Consider the following 18,541-nt stretch of genomic DNA (forward strand, 5'->3'; position numbering starts at 1 on the left):
AACGGTGGATTTTTTATTCGTGCCGATGTGGTTATGTGGTGGCCGGAACCCTTATCAAAGTTTAAAGCGGGTCAGCTTACCATCTAACTGGCGTGACAAGTCGGCCAGCTTTTCGCTCTCTTCAGCCAGATAATTGGCGGCTTGCGACATCTCCAGCGCAGCGTCATTGATACCGCTAACGTTACGGTTCATATCTTCTGCAACGGCACTTTGTTCTTCGGCTGCCGTTGCGATTTGCGTTGCCTTGTCACTGACGTGCTGAATATGGCTCACTATCTGTGACAAATCACTGCCTGCATTTTCTGCGCGTTCGACGCTGTTATAGGCCAGGTCCTGGCTCTTCTGCATCGCGCTGGCGGTCGTCACGGCAAGTTGCTGCAGCCGATTAATAGTCGTCTGAATCTCTTCGGTGGAGTGGTGGGTGCGGCTTGCCAGGTTACGCACTTCATCGGCTACCACGGCAAAGCCGCGACCTTGTTCGCCAGCGCGGGCAGCTTCAATCGCGGCATTGAGTGCCAGTAAATTGGTTTGTTCTGAAATGCCGCTGATAACAGCCGTCACTTCACTAATCTGCATCACGCCTTCTTTCAGTTTGTTAACCTGTTCGGCAGCCACTTCCAGTTCGTTCGATAAACTTTTAATGCTGTCGACACTTGAGTGGACATCATTGTTGCCGGTACCGGCTTCGCTGCTGGCATCGAGAGTATCTCGCGCGGTCTCTTCGGCGTGTCCGGCAACTTCTGCCACGGTCGCACTCATTTCGTTCATTGCCGTCGCTAACTGGTTTAACTGATCCCGTTGTGCGACCACGGCCTGGCTGGTCTCCTCGGCCGAAGAAGCTATTCGTATCGCAGCCTCAGCGACTTCACCGGCTGAATGGACGGACTCGCGCAGCGCCGAGCGCATCGAGCTAACGCTCTCATTGATACGCCGGGCGACAACACCGATTTCATCTTTACCTTCTATCTGAACTTCAGCCGTTAGGTCGCCCTGTGCCACAAGCTTCATGGTATCTTTAATGCGTTCGAGCGGCGTCACAATAGCCCGGCTGATGATAAAGCCGAACAGCGACATCACCACGATCACTGCCAGAGTGGCGAGCGCCATTTTCAGAAACTGTTGTTGTACCGCCGTTTGAATATCATCGACCAGCATGCCTGAGCCCAGGATCCAGCCCCAGGGTGCAAAACCTTGTACGGAAGAGAGTTTTTCGGCAGGCTGACCTTTATCGTTCTGCCAGTCGTAAGTGAGAATACCTTGCTGACCATTGCTGGCCAGGTTAACCATATCGAACCAGAAACGTTCGCTGTCGCTTCCCATCTGCTGACCGACCAGTTCCGGGTGCAAAGGATGAACAACCGCCTCGCGTGACTCATTAATAACGAACACATAATTGTCGCCGTCAAATCGTAACGCGTTAATCAGTTTCTTCGCTTCAGCCTGAGCCTGATCTTTGGGAAGTGTTTTTTCAAGAAATGAAACTTGTGAGAGAGTGCTTTTTAAAACGGCATTGAGGCGTGCTTCACGTTCAGTACGCAGATTATTTTGCAATGCGTTCGATGCGATCAGCAGTAAACTGATGAAGCCAATGATCCCGACAGCAATAATGATCGCCAGCTTGTGGCTGACTTTAATATTCTTAAGCTTAAACATCTTTATCCTACCCAACGTTGATTGACAGCATGCTTGTTTTGGCTTTGTACAGAAGGAATATTGTTCGAATTATAAGTGTTGTATCAGAGTACGTTGTTACTGCTGGGACTCTGCTTCTAAGCATCAAGTTAATTTCAAAAAAAATCAATATAAAAAATGTGGTTTGTTATCTGCTTCAAGAAAACACAGGCAGTTATTTTCATCATTATTTATTTGCTAAAAAATAATTATTTGCATTCGAGAAGAGAATTATTCTAACCGTACGTCATGTTATTTTTTGTATGAATTTCCTTCATAAAAAGAAAGGCCATCGACCTCCTGAATAACGATATATTCTATATTGTTGTCATTTTATAACGTCCTGATAGGGCGCAATTATAATGAGGTCGGTTTTATGTCTCGATAATTACCCGGGTATCTTCGCTCAGAGCTTCGAGTTCCTTAGCGACGTCTTGTATGGCTATTTCCGCGGGCAGACGAATGGCTAAATTAGCCGTAAACAAACTTGAACTGACGCCGCCACCTCCGGCGATAAATACCCGTTGGCAATCCATATCGAGAATATGAATGCCCTGGTTATCCAGCACATGAGTGATCTCGTTGACAATTCCATAACGGTCATTAGCATCAAGCCGAATCTGATAAATCGTGTCTGATTGATGTGGGGTCGTATCACAGTCGACAATTTGCACCAGTAAATCGGGGTAGGAATGAAAGGCCTCTTTCACCGTTTGGACTTTTGCGGTGGGGACTTCAACCTTAATCACAGCAGCCACTTGTTCCTCGATAAAATTAACCTTACTAATTAGCCACTTACCATCATTCTCATGGGTAATCGCAGCAAGTTGTTTAATCGTTGACGGGGTTGCTGTACCAACAAAGTTCACTATAAAAGTGCTGTTCATTCCGACCTCCGAACCTCATTCAATTCATCGCTATTAAAGAGTTTAGATGTTGTGTGTGTTTAAATATTGACCGCTATCAACCTTTTCGATAACCAGCGCGGAAAATTTTGGATTAATCCGCCGCTGTTCGCAATTTTAACTAAACTGCACAAAGGCTTATGTTGTGGTGGTTATAAAAATAACATCAGTAAGCTGGATGTTAATGAATGTTTAAAAGCTGTGATCAACTTCATGGACAGCCAATGGGAGTTACCAGTAACATTCACACCGCAAGTTACCGGTAACATAATATTCATAAACCGGTGTTAGACGTGAAACTCGAAAGGATAATTCAATGAAAGCTATGACGAGAACAATTATCGCCGCAGCGGTAACAGGTTTGGTATCTATGTCTGCAATGGCTGCGGATTTCAAGCTGAAAATCCAATCTTCGGATCCATCCGGAGATCGCAACTTCCAGATTCAGCAAGACTGGGCCGAGCGGGTCGAAAAAATGTCCGGCGGACGTATCGATATTGACCTGTTACCTGTTGGGGCAGTGGTTAAACACACCGAAACCCTGAGTGCGATCAAAATGGGGATCCTGGATGGTCATCTGACCGCGACTGAATTCTTCTCTGGTCAGGATCCGGCTTTCGGCCTGTTAGGTAACATGGTGGGTGCCTGGTCAGATACAACCCAACTGCTGCAATACATGAACTACGGTGGTGGCAACGAACTTTTAACCGAACTTTACAAACCATACGGTGTTCATTTTGTTGGTGCTTCAACAACAGGTGTTGAATCTCTGGTATCTAAGAAGCCGCTTGATGGTGTTGCAGATCTGAAAGGTCTGAAACTGCGTGCGCCAGAAGGGCTGGTGCAGCAAGTCTTTGCGGCGGCGGGGGCGACACCGGTTAACCTGCCGGGTTCTGAAGTATTCACCGGCCTGAGTAAGGGCGTCATTGATGCGGCTGATTACACCGTATTCTCGACTAACCAAAAAGCAGGCATGAATGATGTCGCGGCTCATCCGGTTCAACCGGGTTTCCACTCTCTGCCTCTGATCGATGTTTCTATCAGCGAGAAGAAATGGGAAAAAATGCCGGCAGATTTGCAACAAATTCTTGTGACGTCAGTACGTGATTTCTCTTATGACATTACCACTCAGCTGAAAATTGCCGACCAGGCAGCGGTGAAAGAAGCCAATGCCAATCCTAAAATTACCATTCATAACTGGTCTGATGAAGAACGTAAGAAATTCCGTGCTATCGCCCGCGATCAGTGGGCGGTATTTGCAGAGCGTTCTCCGAATGCGAAGAAGGTCTATGATTCTGTGACTACCTTCCTGCAAAACAACGATCTTCTATAACTATCCTATATATTTTCTTTCCATTGAGAGAGGGCGACTTTGCCCTCTCTGTTAAAGCAAGAGTTCGTTATGAGCGAGAAGAAGCTACCGGCTGCGCCTATTCATGATGAGCAGCCTAAAAACGCGCTGGACGTTTGGATTGTGCGTGCTGGTAATGCGTTCAGTCTGCTGTTTCTGGTAACGGTTGCGATTTCTTTTTATGAAGTCGTCATGCGTTATGTGTTTGACTCTCCCACCACTTGGGTACATGAGACGGCGGCCTTTATCGGTGGTGCGTTATTTGTGTTTGGCGGTGTCTATGCCATGGCATCGAATAAACATGTTCGTGTGGTGCTAATTTATGATCATGTGTCACCACGTGCACGTCATTATCTTAATTTAGTCCATCACATTGTCGGATTAGCCTTTGCCGGCATGATGGCGTATGCCTCTTATATTACTGTTGAAGCTTCCTGGTTTGCACCGTGGGGCGAGATGCGTCTGGAAACCTCAGGTTCTGCTTTTAACCCGCCTTATCCGGCGCTGCTGAAAGCGGTTATTTTTGTCACTCTGGTGATTTTGGTCGTGCAATTTGTGTTGCACCTGATTCAGGAAATTCAAGCCCTAAGGAAAAAGCGCGATGTTTGATCTTTCTTCAATTGGTATTGAATGGGGCAGTCTGCTCATGCTGGTGATGATGATCGGCTTGCTGCTGACAGGTATGCAGCTGGCGTTCGTTACCGGTTTCGTTGCCATCTTCTTTACCCTGGGATGGTTTGGTGTCGATGCTATTCCTCTGATTACCAGCCGTATGTACAGCTTCGCTTCGGACTACATTTTCCTGGCTATTCCGATGTTTGTACTGATGGCGGCGATGCTGGATCACTCCGGGATTGCGCGCGATTTATTTGATGCGATGAAATCCGTCGGACGCCGTGTGCGTGGCGGTGTGGCCGTACAAACGCTGCTGGTTGCAGTACTTTTGGCATCGATGTCCGGCGTTATCGGTGGTGAAACCGTTCTGTTGGGTATCCTGGCACTGCCACAGATGCTGCGACTCGGTTATGACCGCAAACTGGCTATCGGTACAACCTGTGCCGGTGGTGCGTTGGGTACTATGTTGCCGCCAAGTATCGTACTGATTATTTATGGTATGACCGCCAGTGTATCAATCGGCGACCTGTTTAAAGCCGCCTTTGTTCCGGCGTTTATTTTGGCGATGTGTTACGTTGCATATGTGCTGATTCGTTGTTATCTGAATCCTTCACTGGCACCGGAATTTGATCAGCAAGAGCTGGAAGAAGATAACGAGCGCCCGAATTACTTTAAAGCACTGTTCTTCCCGCTACTATCGGTGGCTGTGGTATTAGGCAGTATTTATACCGGTGTGGCATCGGTCACCGAAGCATCGGCCCTTGGTGTCGTCGGTATTATGTTCAGTGCGGTTATTCGCGGTGAGATGGGCTGGACGATGCTCAAAGAGAGTGCCATCGCCACTATGCGTACCTGTGGGATGATCATCTGGATCGGTATTGGCGCGACGGCTCTGGTCGGGGTTTACAACCTGATGGGTGGTATCGACTTTGTTGAAGAGACGATTCTGGCTCTGTCGGGCGGTAGTGCCATTGCGACTTTGCTGATCATGATGGTGATTCTGCTGGTGTTGGGTATGTTCCTGGACTGGGTCGGTGTTGCTCTGCTTACCATGCCTATTTTCGTACCTATCATCATCAATCTGGGCTATGACCCAATCTGGTTTGGTGTTGTGTTCTGTCTGAACATGCAGGTTTCTTTCCTGTCACCACCATTCGGTCCGGCGGCTTTCTATCTCAAATCGGTAGCGCCGAAGGACATCAGTCTGGGATTGATTTTCTCGTCACTGATTCCGTTTATTTGTATGCAAATTCTGGTACTGGGACTGGTTATTGTGTTCCCGCAACTCGCGATGTGGTGGCAGTAACCTTAAGCGACCAATTTCAATTTGAGCACAAAGGCCCCATTTGAGTGGGGCCCAGGGAAGTATTGTCCTATGAAAGCGAAAAAAATCTTAGTAATGGGTGTATCCGGTTGCGGTAAGAGTTCAGTTGGCAGCCAGATGGCGCAGCGATTGGGTCTGACCTTCTTTGACGGTGATGACTTTCATCCTCAGCACAATGTCGACAAAATGAGTCAGGGTATTCCTCTGACCGATGAAGACCGTTACGGTTGGCTGCAAACGCTCAATCGTCTGTTTATTGATAATGACTCAGCGGTCATTGCCTGCTCGGCGCTTAGGCCGCAGTATCGCGATATCTTGCGCGAGAATAATGACGAGTTAGTGATCATCTATCTGCAAGGCGATTACGACACCATTTGGTCGCGCTTAAGTCAGCGTGCAGACCACTATTTTCAGGGTGAAAAAATGCTGCGTAGCCAGTTTGAAACTCTGATTGAGCCTGGTGCTGATGAAGCGATATTTATCGATATTACTCAGCCGATGGATGAGGTGGTTGCGAAAGCGCTACAGGCGATTGCGGACAAAACCTGAACTCGATAGTAGGATCATAACCTTCATTGCTGCTGTGATGACTATATCGATAACAAAGCGCCTCCGGGCGCTTTGTTGTTTATGTAACTCAAGGATTGGCTCTGAAGCTGAGCCACAAAGTGCCAGAGCCGCTGGGTTGCACCAGCACATCGATATGAAATTGATATAAAACTGGGAAATTGACATGAAACTAATAGAGAGATACGGTCGATCGGCGATATAGTGAAACAACAAGCAGTCTGTCCTATCAGACGCAATGAGAACAACAAGGTTATATCTATGCTTAAAATAGCAATGTTAAGTACCGGTGAGGAAGTACTGCATGGTGACATCGTCGATACTAATGCAGCCTGGATGTCCCGCGAATTTTTTGAACACGGCTTTTCTTTATCCAAGCGTTCGACAGTCGGCGATGCACAGCCTGTATTAGCAGAAGAAATGCTGATGCTGAGCTTTAATAACGACATTGTGATTGTGAATGGTGGCCTTGGGCCTACCACTGATGACTTAAGTGCGGCTGCGGCATCACAGGCCGCTGAGCAGCAACTGGTTCTGTTCCCGCAGTGGCTGGAGCGTCTGGAGACCTTTTATGCGGCCCGAAACCGCACCATGCCGGAAAGCAATATTAAGCAGGCGATGTTGCCGGAAAACGCGACCATTATCGATAACCCGATCGGTACTGCGTGTGGTTTCAAAATGCAGATTAACGACTGCTGGTTCTATTTTACGCCCGGTGTCCCAAAAGAGTTTAAGCGTATGGTGGCTGAGCAGATCCTGCCTGATCTGAAGCGTAACTATCCGGAGCAGGCTGGGCTGGAGTGCAGCCGTTTGTATACCTTTGGTTCCTCTGAATCAGGGATCGCAGACAAACTGGATAAGCTGCATCTGCCGCAGGGCTATGTGCTGGGTTACCGTTCCTATATGCCCTTTATTGAGGTGAAGCTGTTTGGTCCGAAGAGTGATCTCGATACGCGGGTGAAATTCCTCCAGCTTATGTATTCCCTCCTGGAGCAGCATGTGGTGAGTGTTGATGAACCGATGCTGGCCCATATCGGCCATCTAATGGCCGATAAAGGTCTCTCATTGTCGATAGCAGAACAAGCAACCAAAGGGTGGTTATCGCACTGGTTGCTCAGTAATGAGCAGGTCGAAGTGTTGAGTGGCCATAGTTGGGTTCTGAGTCATGGTACGGATGCCGGACTGGGTGAAAAGATCCGCTCGCAGCGGTGTTTGCTCTGGCCGGTGCGACCAAAGATAAATGCACGACCGACCTGGCACTGGTTACCGGCCCTCTGAATGAGGATACATTCAGTGTCGCGCTCTCTTCTCCGCAGGGAGAGTGGGGGCAACTGTTTAAATTCAGCCGTGCGTTCAGCGCTCAGGAACAAAAGGAGCTGATGGGTACCGTTGCGGCCGATATGCTGCGTCGTTATTTGTCCGGTAAAAACGTTCTGGCACAGTACGGTTCGCTGTCGACGTTGAAGGAACTCTACTTGCCGGCCAATGTACTTAAAGGCTGAGTAGATGGTTAACGGTTAATGAGTCGGTCTGATTTCTCTTTAGAAATAACCCGAATGCTAATAAACGGATTGTCTATCCATCGAATGGGTAATAAGACATTGAATTATATGCTTATTACCCATCTGACTTTATCCCCGCCAGTTATACCAAAATTATCTAAATGTTAAGCACATGATTTATTGGGTGATGCTAAAACTGTCTTAAATCTGAGCCATCTCGTTTGCGTGATTGCACTTAAACTAAGTTCTGTTGTGTTCCATTTCAGCGGGAGGCTGGTATGTTCCATCAATCAAGGATTTTGGTTTGGTATGAAGTGGCAAGTCAGAAAGTGGTTCTGGGAGAGGCTGTAGGGAGTGTGAATCGGGATGTGGTTTCTTTATGGCTGCATGCCCCGGCAGACAGCAATCAGATCGATTATCAGGGTTATCGTTTGTCTCTGTATGATGATGGTGGAAGAGAGATCGCCAATAAGTCGGTCTCTATGGGGACCGCCGATCAGATTTTAGGTGGTGAGTTTAAGTAGGGAAGGAGCACAGCCGCTGTTAATGCCTGCATTTTATATTGTTCCGCTTAAAAATTCGTATTGTTCCAGCTAACTCGTATTGCTTCACTTAAATGTGTGGCGACAAGAGGTGTATGTGGATAGATGTGCTTAGGGCAGGCAGCGAGTTGAAGAAAAAGCGCAACTAAAAAGCCAGAGTCGTGCACTCTGGCTTTTTTCATTGCGTTGCTCAGTGTGTTCGGACGGTGACACCGCTAAACCACTGAGTGGAGACTAGGCGCGTTTGGCTTTGACATGATAGTTGACGTTGACCAACTCTACAGCCGTTTTGGCCTTACAGATACACGGCAAGATTTCATCACTTTCCGTGTAGGCCATAGCAAAACCAACGTATTCGACTTCACCTGATAGCAGAGTACAGCGGCAGGCGCCACAATGGCCGTCCCGGCAGTTGTATTCAGGGTTCAATCCGGCCTGCTCCATGGTTTCGAGCAGAGTATTAGACGGATTGGACTCAATGTTGACGATTTTGTTGATTTTAATCGAAGCCATTACAGTTCAAAGCCCTCGAAGTCATTGGCTTTGACTTCGTTGTCGATTTGACCGACGAGGTAAGAACTGATTTCTGCTTCCTGTGGCGCAACCTGAACGTTGTCAGAAGATAACCAGGCATTGATCCACGGAATCGGGTTGCTGGTCGCACCAGGGTACGCAGGCTCGAGACCAACCGCATGCATACGAATGTTGGTGATGTACTCAACATACTGACACAGGATGTCTTTGTTCAGGCCAATCATCGAGCCGTCTTTGAACAGATATTCTGCCCATTCTTTCTCTTGCTCAGCGGCCTGCTTGAACAGGTCAAAACTCTCTTGCTTACACTCTTCAGCGATCTGCAGGAAGGCAAAATCATCCATACCGTTGCGCAGCAGGTTGATCATATGCTGCGTACCGGTCAGGTGCAGTGCTTCATCACGGGCGATCAACTTGATGATTTTGGCATTACCTTCCATCAGTTCACGTTCGGCAAAAGCGAATGAACAGGCAAAGCTGACGTAGAAGCGAATCGCTTCCAGCGCGTTAACCGACATCAGGCATAGGTACAGCTTTTTCTTCAGGCCGTTTAGCGTGATGTGAACAGTTTCGCCGTTGATTTCGTGGCTACCTTCACCGTAACGGTGGTAATCGTTACTCATTTTGATCAGATCATCGTAGAAGTGAGCGATGTCTTTCGCGCGCTTGATGATGTGCTCATTCTCAACGATGTCGTCAAACACCAATGCAGGATCGTTCACGATGTTACGGATGATGTGCGTGTACGAACGAGAGTGGATGGTTTCAGAGAATGACCAGGTTTCAATCCAGGTTTCCAGCTCAGGAATAGAGACCAGTGGCAGCAGAGCGACGTTCGGGCTGCGGCCCTGGATTGAGTCAAGCAGGGTCTGGTATTTCAGGTTGGAGATAAAAATGTGTTTCTCGTGATCTGGCAATTTCGCGTAGTCGATACGGTCGCTGGAGACATCAACTTCTTCCGGACGCCAGAAAAAAGAAAGCTGTTTTTCAATCAGCTTTTCGAAAATATCGTATTTCTGCTGGTCGTAGCGTGCGACGTTAACCGGCTGACCCAGAAACATAGGTTCTTTAAGTTGGTTATTTTTTGTTTGAGTAAAAGTACTGTAAGCCATTGTGCCTTCATCCGTTTCGCCCCCTGCAGAGCAGAGGGCATTCAAGTCAATTAGTGTCAGTTCAAATCTGATTAGATCTTACAAGCACCGCTTGCGCAATCGTCGTCGGCTGGTTGAACCGCATCTTTCTGATCGTCTTTCGCACCATCACGAGTGTTATGGTAGTACAGTGTTTTCACACCAAATTTATACGCAGTCAGCAGGTCCTGAAGCAGTTTCTTCATTGGAACCTTGCCGCTTTCGTAACGACTTGGGTCATAGTTAGTATTGGCTGAAATTGCCTGGTCAACAAATTTCTGCATGATACCGACTAAGTGCAAATAACCATCATTTGAACCGATGTTCCACAGCAGTTCATAGTTGTCTTTCAGACGAGTGAACTCAGGAACAACCTGTTTCAGAATACCATCTTTAGACGCTTTGACGGAAACGTAACCACGTGGCGGCTCGATACCGTTGGTTGCGTTTGAAATCTGTGATGACGTTTCTGAAGGCATCAGAGCAGTCAGCGTTGAGTTACGCAGACCGTGCTCCATGATCTCGCTACGCAGTGCATCCCAGTCGTAATGCAGTGCTTCGTCACAGATCAGATTGATGTCGTTCTTATAGGTATCAATCGGCAGCAGACCTTTCGCGTAATTGGTCTCGTTAAATGCCGGACATGCACCTTGCTCTTTAGCCAGGTTCACCGACGCTTTCAACAGGTAGTACTGCATCGCTTCAAAGGTTCGGTGAGTCAGGGCATTCGCGCTGCCATCTGAGTATTTCACACCGTGTTTCGCCAGGTAGTATGCATAGTTGATCACGCCCACACCCAGAGTACGACGATTCATGGTTGACTTGTAAGCCGCTGGCAGAGGGTAGTCCTGATAATCCAGCAGTGCATCAAGCGCACGTACCACAAGCTCAGCCAGTTCTTCAAAATCATCCAGATTCTGGATTGCACCCAGGTTAAATGCAGACAGAGTACACAGCGCGATTTCGCCGCTGTCATCTTCAACGTTCACCAGAGGTTTGGTCGGCAGAGCAATTTCCAGACACAGGTTAGACTGACGTACCGGAGCAACGCTCGCATCAAACGGGCTGTGAGTATTACAGTGGTCGACGTTCTGAATGTAGATACGACCAGTTGATGCGCGCTCCTGCATCAGCAGGGAGAACAGCTCAACCGCTTTAACGCTACGCTGTTTGATCGAAGGATCGTTTTCGTATTTAACATACAGGCGTTCGAACTCGTCCTGGTCCTGGAAGAATGCATCGTACAGGCCCGGTACATCAGACGGTGAGAACAGAGTGATGTTGCCACCTTCCACCAGACGTTTGTACATCAGCTTATTCAGCTGCACACCGTAGTCCATATGACGTACACGGTTTTCTTCAACACCGCGGTTGTTTTTCAGTACCAGCAAAGATTCAACTTCACCGTGCCAGACAGGGTAGAAGACAGTCGCTGCGCCACCACGAACACCACCTTGAGAACAGCATTTCACCGCCGTTTGGAAGTATTTGTAGAACGGGATACAACCTGTGTGGAACGCTTCGCCACCACGGATCTCAGATCCCAAAGCACGAATACGACCCGCGTTAATACCGATACCGGCACGTTGGGAAACGTATCGTACGATCGAGCTCGCTGTTGCGTTGATTGAATCCAGGCTGTCACCACACTCGATCAGTACACATGAACTGAACTGACGGGTAGGCGTGCGCACGCCAGACATAATTGGTGTAGGCAATGAAATCTTGAACGTCGATGTCGCATCGTAAAAACGTTTTACGTAATCCAGACGCGTATCTTTCGGGTACTTAGCGAACAGGCATGCTGCTACCAGAATGTACAGGAACTGTGCACTCTCGTAGATCTGACCGGTTACGCGGTTTTGTACAAAGTACTTACCTTCCAGCTGTTTGACTGCAGCGTAAGAGAAATTCAAATCACGGCGATGGTCGATGAAGCCATTCATCAACTCGAATTCTTCGCGTGTATAGTCTTCCAGCAGGTGTTTGTCGTACTTACCTTTTTCCACCATCGCAGATACGTGATCCAGCAGCAGTGGCGGCTCATACTGGCCATACGCTTTCTTACGTAGGTGGAAAACCGCCAGGCGTGCAGCCAGGTATTGGTAATCCGGCGTCTCTTCTGAAATCAGATCCGCAGCGGATTTGATGATGGTTTCATGAATGTCAGAGGTGGTAATGCCATCGTAGAACTGGATATGAGCACGAAGTTCTACTTGTGATACAGAGACATTGTCCAGACCTTCAGCGGCCCATGCGATCACACGGTGGATCTTTTCTAGATCAATCTTTTCTTTGCGGCCATCACGCTTGGTGACAGTGAGTTGTTGGTTCATTCTACTTTATTTCCCTAACAAAACTGATAAAAGCCGTATTTTTGAGTAATTCTTGTAAAGTGAATCCCGGCTTTGTGATCAAGTTCGCCCTACATATAGAGTCCTAAACACTATATGTAGGGGTGCATCAGTATTCGGGTTACAAGATAGTGCTATTGAGGGGGTAATGCAAGTTGGAGATCTTGAACAGTTTGTGGATAACTTGCGAAATAAAAAAATTCAGTTAGTAGACACTCACCGATGACGAAAGGGCAGAATTACGTGTAAGAAATTGTGATTCTCAGATCGCTTTTTTCGTAACCAAGAGAGAAAAAAAATCTCTTGATCTTTAGGTAAAAACTCTATCGCCGTTTTCGTCAGATCAACGGCGAGGATCAATACAAAAATACGCTAAAACTTGACCATGTGGTGATAAACCAGACGGCGGGTTTTAGCGTACACTATATGTAATTAATGTAATTAAAGAGTCCGTTGCCAAAGCATACAAGTTAATACTGTCGTCGTTTACGTCTTACGCCAGCTCACTGAGGTCTGAAACCGACGTTACTTATGCTCGGGTCATCAGATTAACAGCTTGGGCCATCAGATTAACCTTGTGTGCACAATGTAATTGACATCCACATTGCGACCGAGGCGGTAGGTATCTGTCAATGGATTGTATTGCAGACCGGTAATCCCTTGCTCTTGCAGGGAAGTGGTGTCAATCATTTTCATCATTTCTGAGGGACGAATAAACTTCTCGTGATCGTGAGTGCCTTGCGGAACAATCTTGAGTAACTTCTCTGCGCCGACGATGGCGAACAGATAAGATTTAAAGTTACGGTTCAGGGTCGAGAAGAAGACATGACCGCCAGGTTTGACCAGCGCTGCACAAGACTGAATGACGGACAGCGGATCCGGGACATGTTCCAACATTTCCATACAGGTTACGACATCATAAGCCTGCGGGTTTTGCTCTGCGTGATCTTCAATAGTACTTTGGATGTAATCGAGTTTGGTTCCCGTTTCCAGGGCATGCAGTCGGGCTACTTCCAGCGGCTCTTTGCCCATATCCAGCCCGGTCACCTGAGCGCCTTCACGCGCCATGCTTTCTGCCAGGATGCCTCCGCCGCAACCGACATCGAGAACTTTTTTGCCAAACAAGCCGTTGACACGTTCTTGTACATAGTTGAGACGTAGTGGGTTGATCTGATGCAGTGGTTTAAACTCGCCTTCCAGATCCCACCAACGTGATGCCATTTCTTCGAACTTCTTGATTTCGTTCGGGTCGACGTTTTGAGGTTTACTCATACTTGTTATGCCTGTATTACGCGTCCATGGATGAGTCCGCATTATAGCGCTGATCGCTTGTTACACCAGTTGTTCTGCCTGAATAAAAAAAGAACGAACAAAAAATAATCTGTTTTCAGTTGGATATGGGAGTAGTGTGTAAATTCTCGGCAGTTGATTCACAACAAAGGTCACAACCTGATAAAAGGGGAGGGAAAGTGATGCCGAACCTTAGAAACTTGTGTTATATTTTTTCACCTTATAAGTATCAATAATATCCAGGTGTGTGGACGAAACCATTTATGTTGATTCCGGCATAGGGTTCGTTTTGTCTGGATATACCGATCAAACTATAGAGGGATAATGGCTCTATGAGCGATCTAGCTAAAGAGATCACGCCCGTAAACATTGAAGATGAGCTACGAGGTTCATACCTTGACTACGCGATGTCAGTTATCGTGGGTCGTGCTCTTCCTGATGTGCGTGATGGCCTAAAACCAGTTCACCGTCGCGTACTGTTCGCGATGAATGTGCTGGGTAACGACTGGAATAAACCATATAAAAAATCTGCCCGTGTGGTTGGTGATGTAATCGGTAAATATCACCCGCATGGCGACAGTGCTGTATACGATACCATCGTACGCATGGCGCAGCCTTTCTCGCTGCGTTACATGCTGGTCGATGGTCAGGGTAACTTTGGTTCTATCGACGGTGACTCCGCCGCGGCAATGCGTTACACCGAAGTACGCATGTCTAAAATTGCCCATGAGCTGCTGGCTGACCTGGACAAAGAAACGGTTGATTACGTACCGAACTATGACGGTACCGAACAGATCCCTGCGGTTCTTCCGACTAAAATTCCAAACCTGCTGGTGAACGGTGCTTCCGGTATCGCTGTAGGTATGGCGACCAACATTCCTCCGCATAACCTGACAGAAGTTGTTGACGGCTGTCTTGCTTATATCGACAACGAAGAGATCACTATCGATGAACTGATGGACTACATTCCAGGTCCTGATTTCCCGACAGCGGCTCTTATCAGTGGTCGTAAAGGCATTATCGATGCTTACAAAACGGGTCGCGGTAAGATTTACATGCGTTCCAAAGCGGATATCGAAACAGACAAAAATGGCCGTGAGACCATTATTGTCAGCGAGATCCCGTACCAGGTAAACAAAGCGCGTCTGATTGAAAAGATCGCTGAACTGGTGAAAGACAAGAAAGTTGAAGGTATTAGTGCACTGCGTGACGAGTCGGATAAAGACGGTATGCGCATTGTTATTGAGTGTAAGCGTGACGCTGTCGGCGAAGTTGTTCTGAACAACCTGTACACGAACACCCAACTGCAGACCACTTTCGGTATTAACATGGTCGCGCTGGACAATGGTCAGCCTAAACTGTTTAACCTGAAAGAGATGCTGAAGTGCTTCGTGGATCACCGCCGTGAAGTGGTGACGCGCCGTACTATTTTTGAGCTGCGTAAAGCACGCGAACGTGCCCATATCCTGGAGGGTTTGGCACTGGCTCTGGCGAACATCGATGACATCATTGATCTGATTCGTAAAGCGCCAACGCCGGCAGAAGCCAAAGCGGGTCTGATTGCCCGTGGTTGGGATCTGGGTAATGTTGCGGCTATGCTGGAACGCGCCGGTACTGATGCTGCTCGCCCTGAATGGCTGGAGCCTCAGTACGGTATTCGTGATGGTCAGTACTTCCTGACTGAACAACAGGCTCAAGCGATTCTTGACCTTCGTCTGCACAAGCTGACTGGTCTTGAGCACGAGAAGATCCTGGACGAATACAAACAGTTGCTGGAGCAAATTGCAGAACTGATGCACATCCTGGCGAGCACTGAGCGTCTGATGGAAGTGATTCGTGAAGAACTGGAAGCGATTCGTGACGGATTCGGTGATGCTCGCCGCACTGAAATCACGGCAGCCAGCCACGATATCGATCTGGAAGAGCTGATTGCCCGCGAAGATGTAGTTGTGACGCTGTCACATGAAGGTTACGTTAAGTACCAGTTACTGAGCGACTATGAGTCTCAGCGTCGTGGCGGTAAAGGTAAGAGTGCGACCCGCATGAAGGACGAAGATTACATCGAACGTCTGCTGGTGGCGAATACTCACGACAATATTCTGTGCTTCTCGACCCGTGGTAAGACCTATCGTCTGAAAGTGTACCAATTGCCGCTGGCAAGTCGTACTGCACGTGGTAAGCCTATCGTCAATCTGCTTCCTCTGGAAGAGAACGAACGTATCACTGCGATTCTGCCGGTAACCGAGTTTACGGAAGATAAGTTTATCTTCATGGCAACCGGTGACGGTACAGTTAAGAAGACTTCGCTTGATCAGTTCGCTAACGTACGTGCGAACGGTCTGATTGCCGTCAATCTGCGTGACGACGACTCGTTGATTGGTGTCGATATCACTGATGGCGAAAATGAAATCATGCTGTTCTCGAAATTCGGTAAAGTCGTTCGCTTTAAAGAAGCCGAAGAATCTGTGGTTGTGGATGAGAACGGAAATCCGGTTCTTGATGAGAATGGTCAGCCAGAGATTAAGTTCAAAGGTGTTCGTCCTATGGGGCGTACCGCTTCAGGTGTACGAGGTATGAAACTGGCAGAGGGCGATAAAGTGGTATCTTTGATCGTTCCTAAGACTGACGGTGACGTTCTGACGGTAACTGAAAACGGTTATGGTAAACGCACGGTGTTGGCGGAATATCCGACCAAAGGTCGTGGCACCCAGGGTGTGGTTTCTATCAAAGTTTCTGATCGTAACGGCGAAGTCGTAGGTGCGGTACAGGTCGACGAAGGTGATGAATTTATGATGATCACTAACGCCGGTACTCTGGTACGTACCCGTGTCGCTGAAGTGAGTCAGGTTGGTCGTAACACCCAAGGTGTGACACTGATTCGTACCGCTGAAGACGAGAAAGTCGTTGGCCTGCAGCGCATTGAAGAAATTGAAGATGCGGATTTACCGGAAGATATCGATGCTGAAGCGCAGTCGGTTTCATCGGATGAATCAGAGCAGCCAGAGAGCAACGCAACTGATTCAACAGATAGTGACTCTGACGAGTAATGACTGTCGTTGTTAAAAAGTACTGTCGTTGTTAAAAAGTACGATGCTTGAAAAACACTATAGTTGACAAAAAGCCGGGCCGTTGAGCCCGGCTTTTTTATAACGCCACTGACGGTTTATTATGAACAGATAGTCTGTTACGGCACTAATGGGTTATCACTAAATGGGATATCAGGAACGGATAGTCTATTAAGTCATAAATAGCTATATCAGCCGAGTCACTGCTCAATCAAATCACGACTGCGAAAAACACACGCCTTGCCAGACTCATTATTGTTAAACCATATTTTGGCGTATGGGAAGGTTTGGTATTTGGATTAGCTTTGAACCAAGGATCATTGGTTTTGATCCGGAGGCGGTGACGATCGCTAAATCTCAATTAGTGCACAAACAATCATCAGGATGGCTATAAAACCCGATTAAATACAGTGCGTTAAGTGAGTTTGAGTTTAATTGTGTATCTATTAATAATATAGATTTGATGGTTGTATTTATTGAATATATCTATTGGCATGATCATTAGTATTTATATTGCGATCATATTGATAAGCAGAATCTAAATAAAAATAACAACATATAAAATGTGACAATTATTCCAAAAATTAAATTTCAGTCACATTGATTTCGATAAAATGATATTATTTTGACATAGAGACAAATAATCAGCGGGAAAAGGCAGTGGACTATTCAGTGATTAAGCAATTAAAGCAGGACTTTTATGCACAGATTAGTGCATTGCAGTCTTATGCTCTGCCACAATCAAAACCTACTTTGTCTTTCCTGACGCCGGAAGAACTTAAAGAGCTGGAACAGCTTTGGGTTGAACTGGCGGTATGGAAAAAGACACAGAGCCATTAATTTACTGAATTATAAGTACTTTTCTCAAACCCAGCCCTTATCAAAAAGCGCTGGGTTTTTTATTGCAGTTTTTCTAAATTGTTATATTATAACATTTAGATGTTTTTGTGATCTTTTCGTTGAAAATTGGGGTATCAGTCCCCATAGTATGTTCACAGAGAGAGTTTTAGAATGCATACAATAACAAGCATGCATCCAGTAATGATTCAGGTGAGTGCAGATATGGCGGAAGTTAGAGCCAGAGTTGATTTTAAAGTAGGTGCGCAGAGCAATATTGATGCAGAAATCCTCTCTTTCAGAGGGTTGAAGACCGATAAAGAGCATGTCGCTGTTATTTTCAAATCAGCAGATAAAAATCAAGAAGTTCCTTTAGTGCGTATGCATTCAGAGTGTCTGACCGGCGATGTTTTTCATTCGTCGCGCTGTGATTGTGGCGAGCAGCTGGAGGAAACCATTAATAAGATGGGTGAGCATGGCGGGATTATTTTATACCTGCGCCAGGAAGGTCGCGGTATCGGTTTATATAACAAAATCGATGCGTACCGTCTGCAGAGTGAAGGTATGAACACTTATGAAGCTAATAACCATCTCGGTTTTGGGGATGATCTGCGTGATTTCAGTGAAGCTGCACAAATGCTGCAGGCTTTAAACGTAGAAAAGATCCGTCTGGTGACCAACAATCCGAAAAAGGTACGTGAACTGAAAGAGTACGGTATCGACATCGTGGAAGTGGTACATACTGCAGCCCACATTAAATCAGGTAATGAGAATTACCTCCGTGCCAAAGTGTCTCACGGCAAGCATCAGCTCAAGTGGTAGTTTTGTAAGCGCTGATAAGCCGACTTCACATT

14 protein-coding genes and 1 pseudogene are annotated in these 18,541 nt (G+C 47.1%); 9 read left to right on the plus strand and 6 right to left on the minus strand.

From position 1 onward, the window contains the following. Positions 1-54: 54 nt before the first annotated feature. Both KNV97_RS10205 and KNV97_RS10210 read right to left on the minus strand, forming a co-directional pair. On the minus strand, positions 55-1,653 hold the full coding sequence (locus tag KNV97_RS10205; RefSeq protein WP_136484815.1) for a methyl-accepting chemotaxis protein: 1,599 nt from the start codon (positions 1,651-1,653) through the stop codon (positions 55-57). A gap of 392 nt (positions 1,654-2,045) precedes the next feature. Beyond that, the gene (locus tag KNV97_RS10210) at positions 2,046-2,558 is read right to left on the minus strand and encodes a glycine cleavage system protein R (RefSeq protein ID WP_136484817.1); all 513 of its coding nucleotides are present in this window, start codon (positions 2,556-2,558) and stop codon (positions 2,046-2,048) included. A 334-nt stretch (positions 2,559-2,892) separates the two neighbouring features. Between KNV97_RS10210 and KNV97_RS10215 the strand changes: the two genes are divergently transcribed. From KNV97_RS10215 to KNV97_RS10240, 6 genes and pseudogenes are all read left to right on the plus strand, one after another. Further along, positions 2,893-3,909 (plus strand): TRAP transporter substrate-binding protein, encoded by a 1,017-nt coding sequence (locus KNV97_RS10215; RefSeq protein ID WP_136484819.1) that lies wholly within the window; start codon positions 2,893-2,895, stop codon positions 3,907-3,909. Positions 3,910-3,978: 69 nt separating this feature from the next. Beyond that, positions 3,979-4,536 carry a TRAP transporter small permease subunit gene (locus KNV97_RS10220; protein WP_136484821.1) on the plus strand — a complete coding sequence of 186 codons (558 nt, stop codon included), beginning with the start codon at positions 3,979-3,981 and terminating at the stop codon, positions 4,534-4,536. Next, the gene (locus KNV97_RS10225; RefSeq protein WP_136484823.1) at positions 4,529-5,848 is read left to right on the plus strand and encodes a TRAP transporter large permease; all 1,320 of its coding nucleotides are present in this window, start codon (positions 4,529-4,531) and stop codon (positions 5,846-5,848) included. Before KNV97_RS10220 ends, KNV97_RS10225 begins: the two co-directional genes overlap by 8 nt. A gap of 69 nt (positions 5,849-5,917) precedes the next feature. Continuing rightward, positions 5,918-6,415, plus strand: a complete 498-nt coding sequence (locus tag KNV97_RS10230; RefSeq protein WP_136484825.1) for a gluconokinase — start codon at positions 5,918-5,920, stop codon at positions 6,413-6,415. A 279-nt stretch (positions 6,416-6,694) separates the two neighbouring features. Further along, positions 6,695-7,935: pseudogene (locus tag KNV97_RS10235) on the plus strand (CinA family nicotinamide mononucleotide deamidase-related protein). Between the two features lie 278 nt (positions 7,936-8,213). Continuing rightward, entirely contained in the window at positions 8,214-8,459 is a 246-nt protein-coding gene (locus KNV97_RS10240; RefSeq protein WP_136484829.1) for a 30S ribosomal protein S6 modification protein, read from the plus strand. Positions 8,460-8,711: 252 nt separating this feature from the next. On the opposite strand, the gene yfaE is transcribed toward KNV97_RS10240, so the two are convergent. The 4 genes from yfaE to ubiG form a co-directional block, all read right to left on the minus strand. Further along, on the minus strand, positions 8,712-8,990 hold the full coding sequence (gene yfaE / locus KNV97_RS10245; protein ID WP_136484831.1) for a class I ribonucleotide reductase maintenance protein YfaE: 279 nt from the start codon (positions 8,988-8,990) through the stop codon (positions 8,712-8,714). Then, positions 8,990-10,123 (minus strand): class Ia ribonucleoside-diphosphate reductase subunit beta, encoded by a 1,134-nt coding sequence (gene nrdB, locus KNV97_RS10250; RefSeq protein ID WP_136484833.1) that lies wholly within the window; start codon positions 10,121-10,123, stop codon positions 8,990-8,992. Before nrdB ends, yfaE begins: the two co-directional genes overlap by 1 nt. Positions 10,124-10,194: 71 nt before the next feature. After that, entirely contained in the window at positions 10,195-12,477 is a 2,283-nt protein-coding gene (gene nrdA / locus KNV97_RS10255; RefSeq protein WP_136484835.1) for a class 1a ribonucleoside-diphosphate reductase subunit alpha, read from the minus strand. A 582-nt stretch (positions 12,478-13,059) separates the two neighbouring features. Then, entirely contained in the window at positions 13,060-13,767 is a 708-nt protein-coding gene (gene ubiG / locus KNV97_RS10260; RefSeq protein ID WP_136484837.1) for a bifunctional 2-polyprenyl-6-hydroxyphenol methylase/3-demethylubiquinol 3-O-methyltransferase UbiG, read from the minus strand. A gap of 350 nt (positions 13,768-14,117) precedes the next feature. On the opposite strand from ubiG, the gene gyrA reads away from it, so the two are divergent. The 3 genes from gyrA (at position 14,118) to KNV97_RS10275 (ending at position 18,509) form a co-directional block, all read left to right on the plus strand. Then, entirely contained in the window at positions 14,118-16,832 is a 2,715-nt protein-coding gene (gyrA, locus tag KNV97_RS10265) for a DNA topoisomerase (ATP-hydrolyzing) subunit A (protein ID WP_136484839.1), read from the plus strand. 678 nt (positions 16,833-17,510) lie between these two features. Continuing rightward, positions 17,511-17,690: a hypothetical protein gene (locus KNV97_RS10270; RefSeq protein WP_136484842.1), complete on the plus strand. Its 180-nt coding sequence runs from the start codon at positions 17,511-17,513 to the stop codon at positions 17,688-17,690. A 171-nt stretch (positions 17,691-17,861) separates the two neighbouring features. Beyond that, positions 17,862-18,509: a GTP cyclohydrolase II gene (locus KNV97_RS10275; protein WP_136484844.1), complete on the plus strand. Its 648-nt coding sequence runs from the start codon at positions 17,862-17,864 to the stop codon at positions 18,507-18,509. Positions 18,510-18,541: the final 32 nt, after the last annotated feature.

The sequence above is a fragment of the Vibrio ostreae genome, from assembly GCF_019226825.1.
Lineage (GTDB): Bacteria > Pseudomonadota > Gammaproteobacteria > Enterobacterales > Vibrionaceae > Vibrio > Vibrio ostreae.

Coding starts and splice junctions, on each gene's coding strand:
- KNV97_RS10205 (WP_136484815.1), bottom strand. CDS start 1,653: ATGTTTAAGCTTAAGAATATTAAAGTCAGCCACAAGCTGGCGATCATT.
- KNV97_RS10210 (WP_136484817.1), bottom strand. CDS start 2,558: ATGAACAGCACTTTTATAGTGAACTTTGTTGGTACAGCAACCCCGTCA.
- KNV97_RS10215 (WP_136484819.1), top strand. CDS start 2,893: ATGAAAGCTATGACGAGAACAATTATCGCCGCAGCGGTAACAGGTTTG.
- KNV97_RS10220 (WP_136484821.1), top strand. CDS start 3,979: ATGAGCGAGAAGAAGCTACCGGCTGCGCCTATTCATGATGAGCAGCCT.
- KNV97_RS10225 (WP_136484823.1), top strand. CDS start 4,529: ATGTTTGATCTTTCTTCAATTGGTATTGAATGGGGCAGTCTGCTCATG.
- KNV97_RS10230 (WP_136484825.1), top strand. CDS start 5,918: ATGAAAGCGAAAAAAATCTTAGTAATGGGTGTATCCGGTTGCGGTAAG.
- KNV97_RS10240 (WP_136484829.1), top strand. CDS start 8,214: ATGTTCCATCAATCAAGGATTTTGGTTTGGTATGAAGTGGCAAGTCAG.
- yfaE (WP_136484831.1), bottom strand. CDS start 8,990: ATGGCTTCGATTAAAATCAACAAAATCGTCAACATTGAGTCCAATCCG.
- nrdB (WP_136484833.1), bottom strand. CDS start 10,123: ATGGCTTACAGTACTTTTACTCAAACAAAAAATAACCAACTTAAAGAA.
- nrdA (WP_136484835.1), bottom strand. CDS start 12,477: ATGAACCAACAACTCACTGTCACCAAGCGTGATGGCCGCAAAGAAAAG.
- ubiG (WP_136484837.1), bottom strand. CDS start 13,767: ATGAGTAAACCTCAAAACGTCGACCCGAACGAAATCAAGAAGTTCGAA.
- gyrA (WP_136484839.1), top strand. CDS start 14,118: ATGAGCGATCTAGCTAAAGAGATCACGCCCGTAAACATTGAAGATGAG.
- KNV97_RS10275 (WP_136484844.1), top strand. CDS start 17,862: ATGCATACAATAACAAGCATGCATCCAGTAATGATTCAGGTGAGTGCA.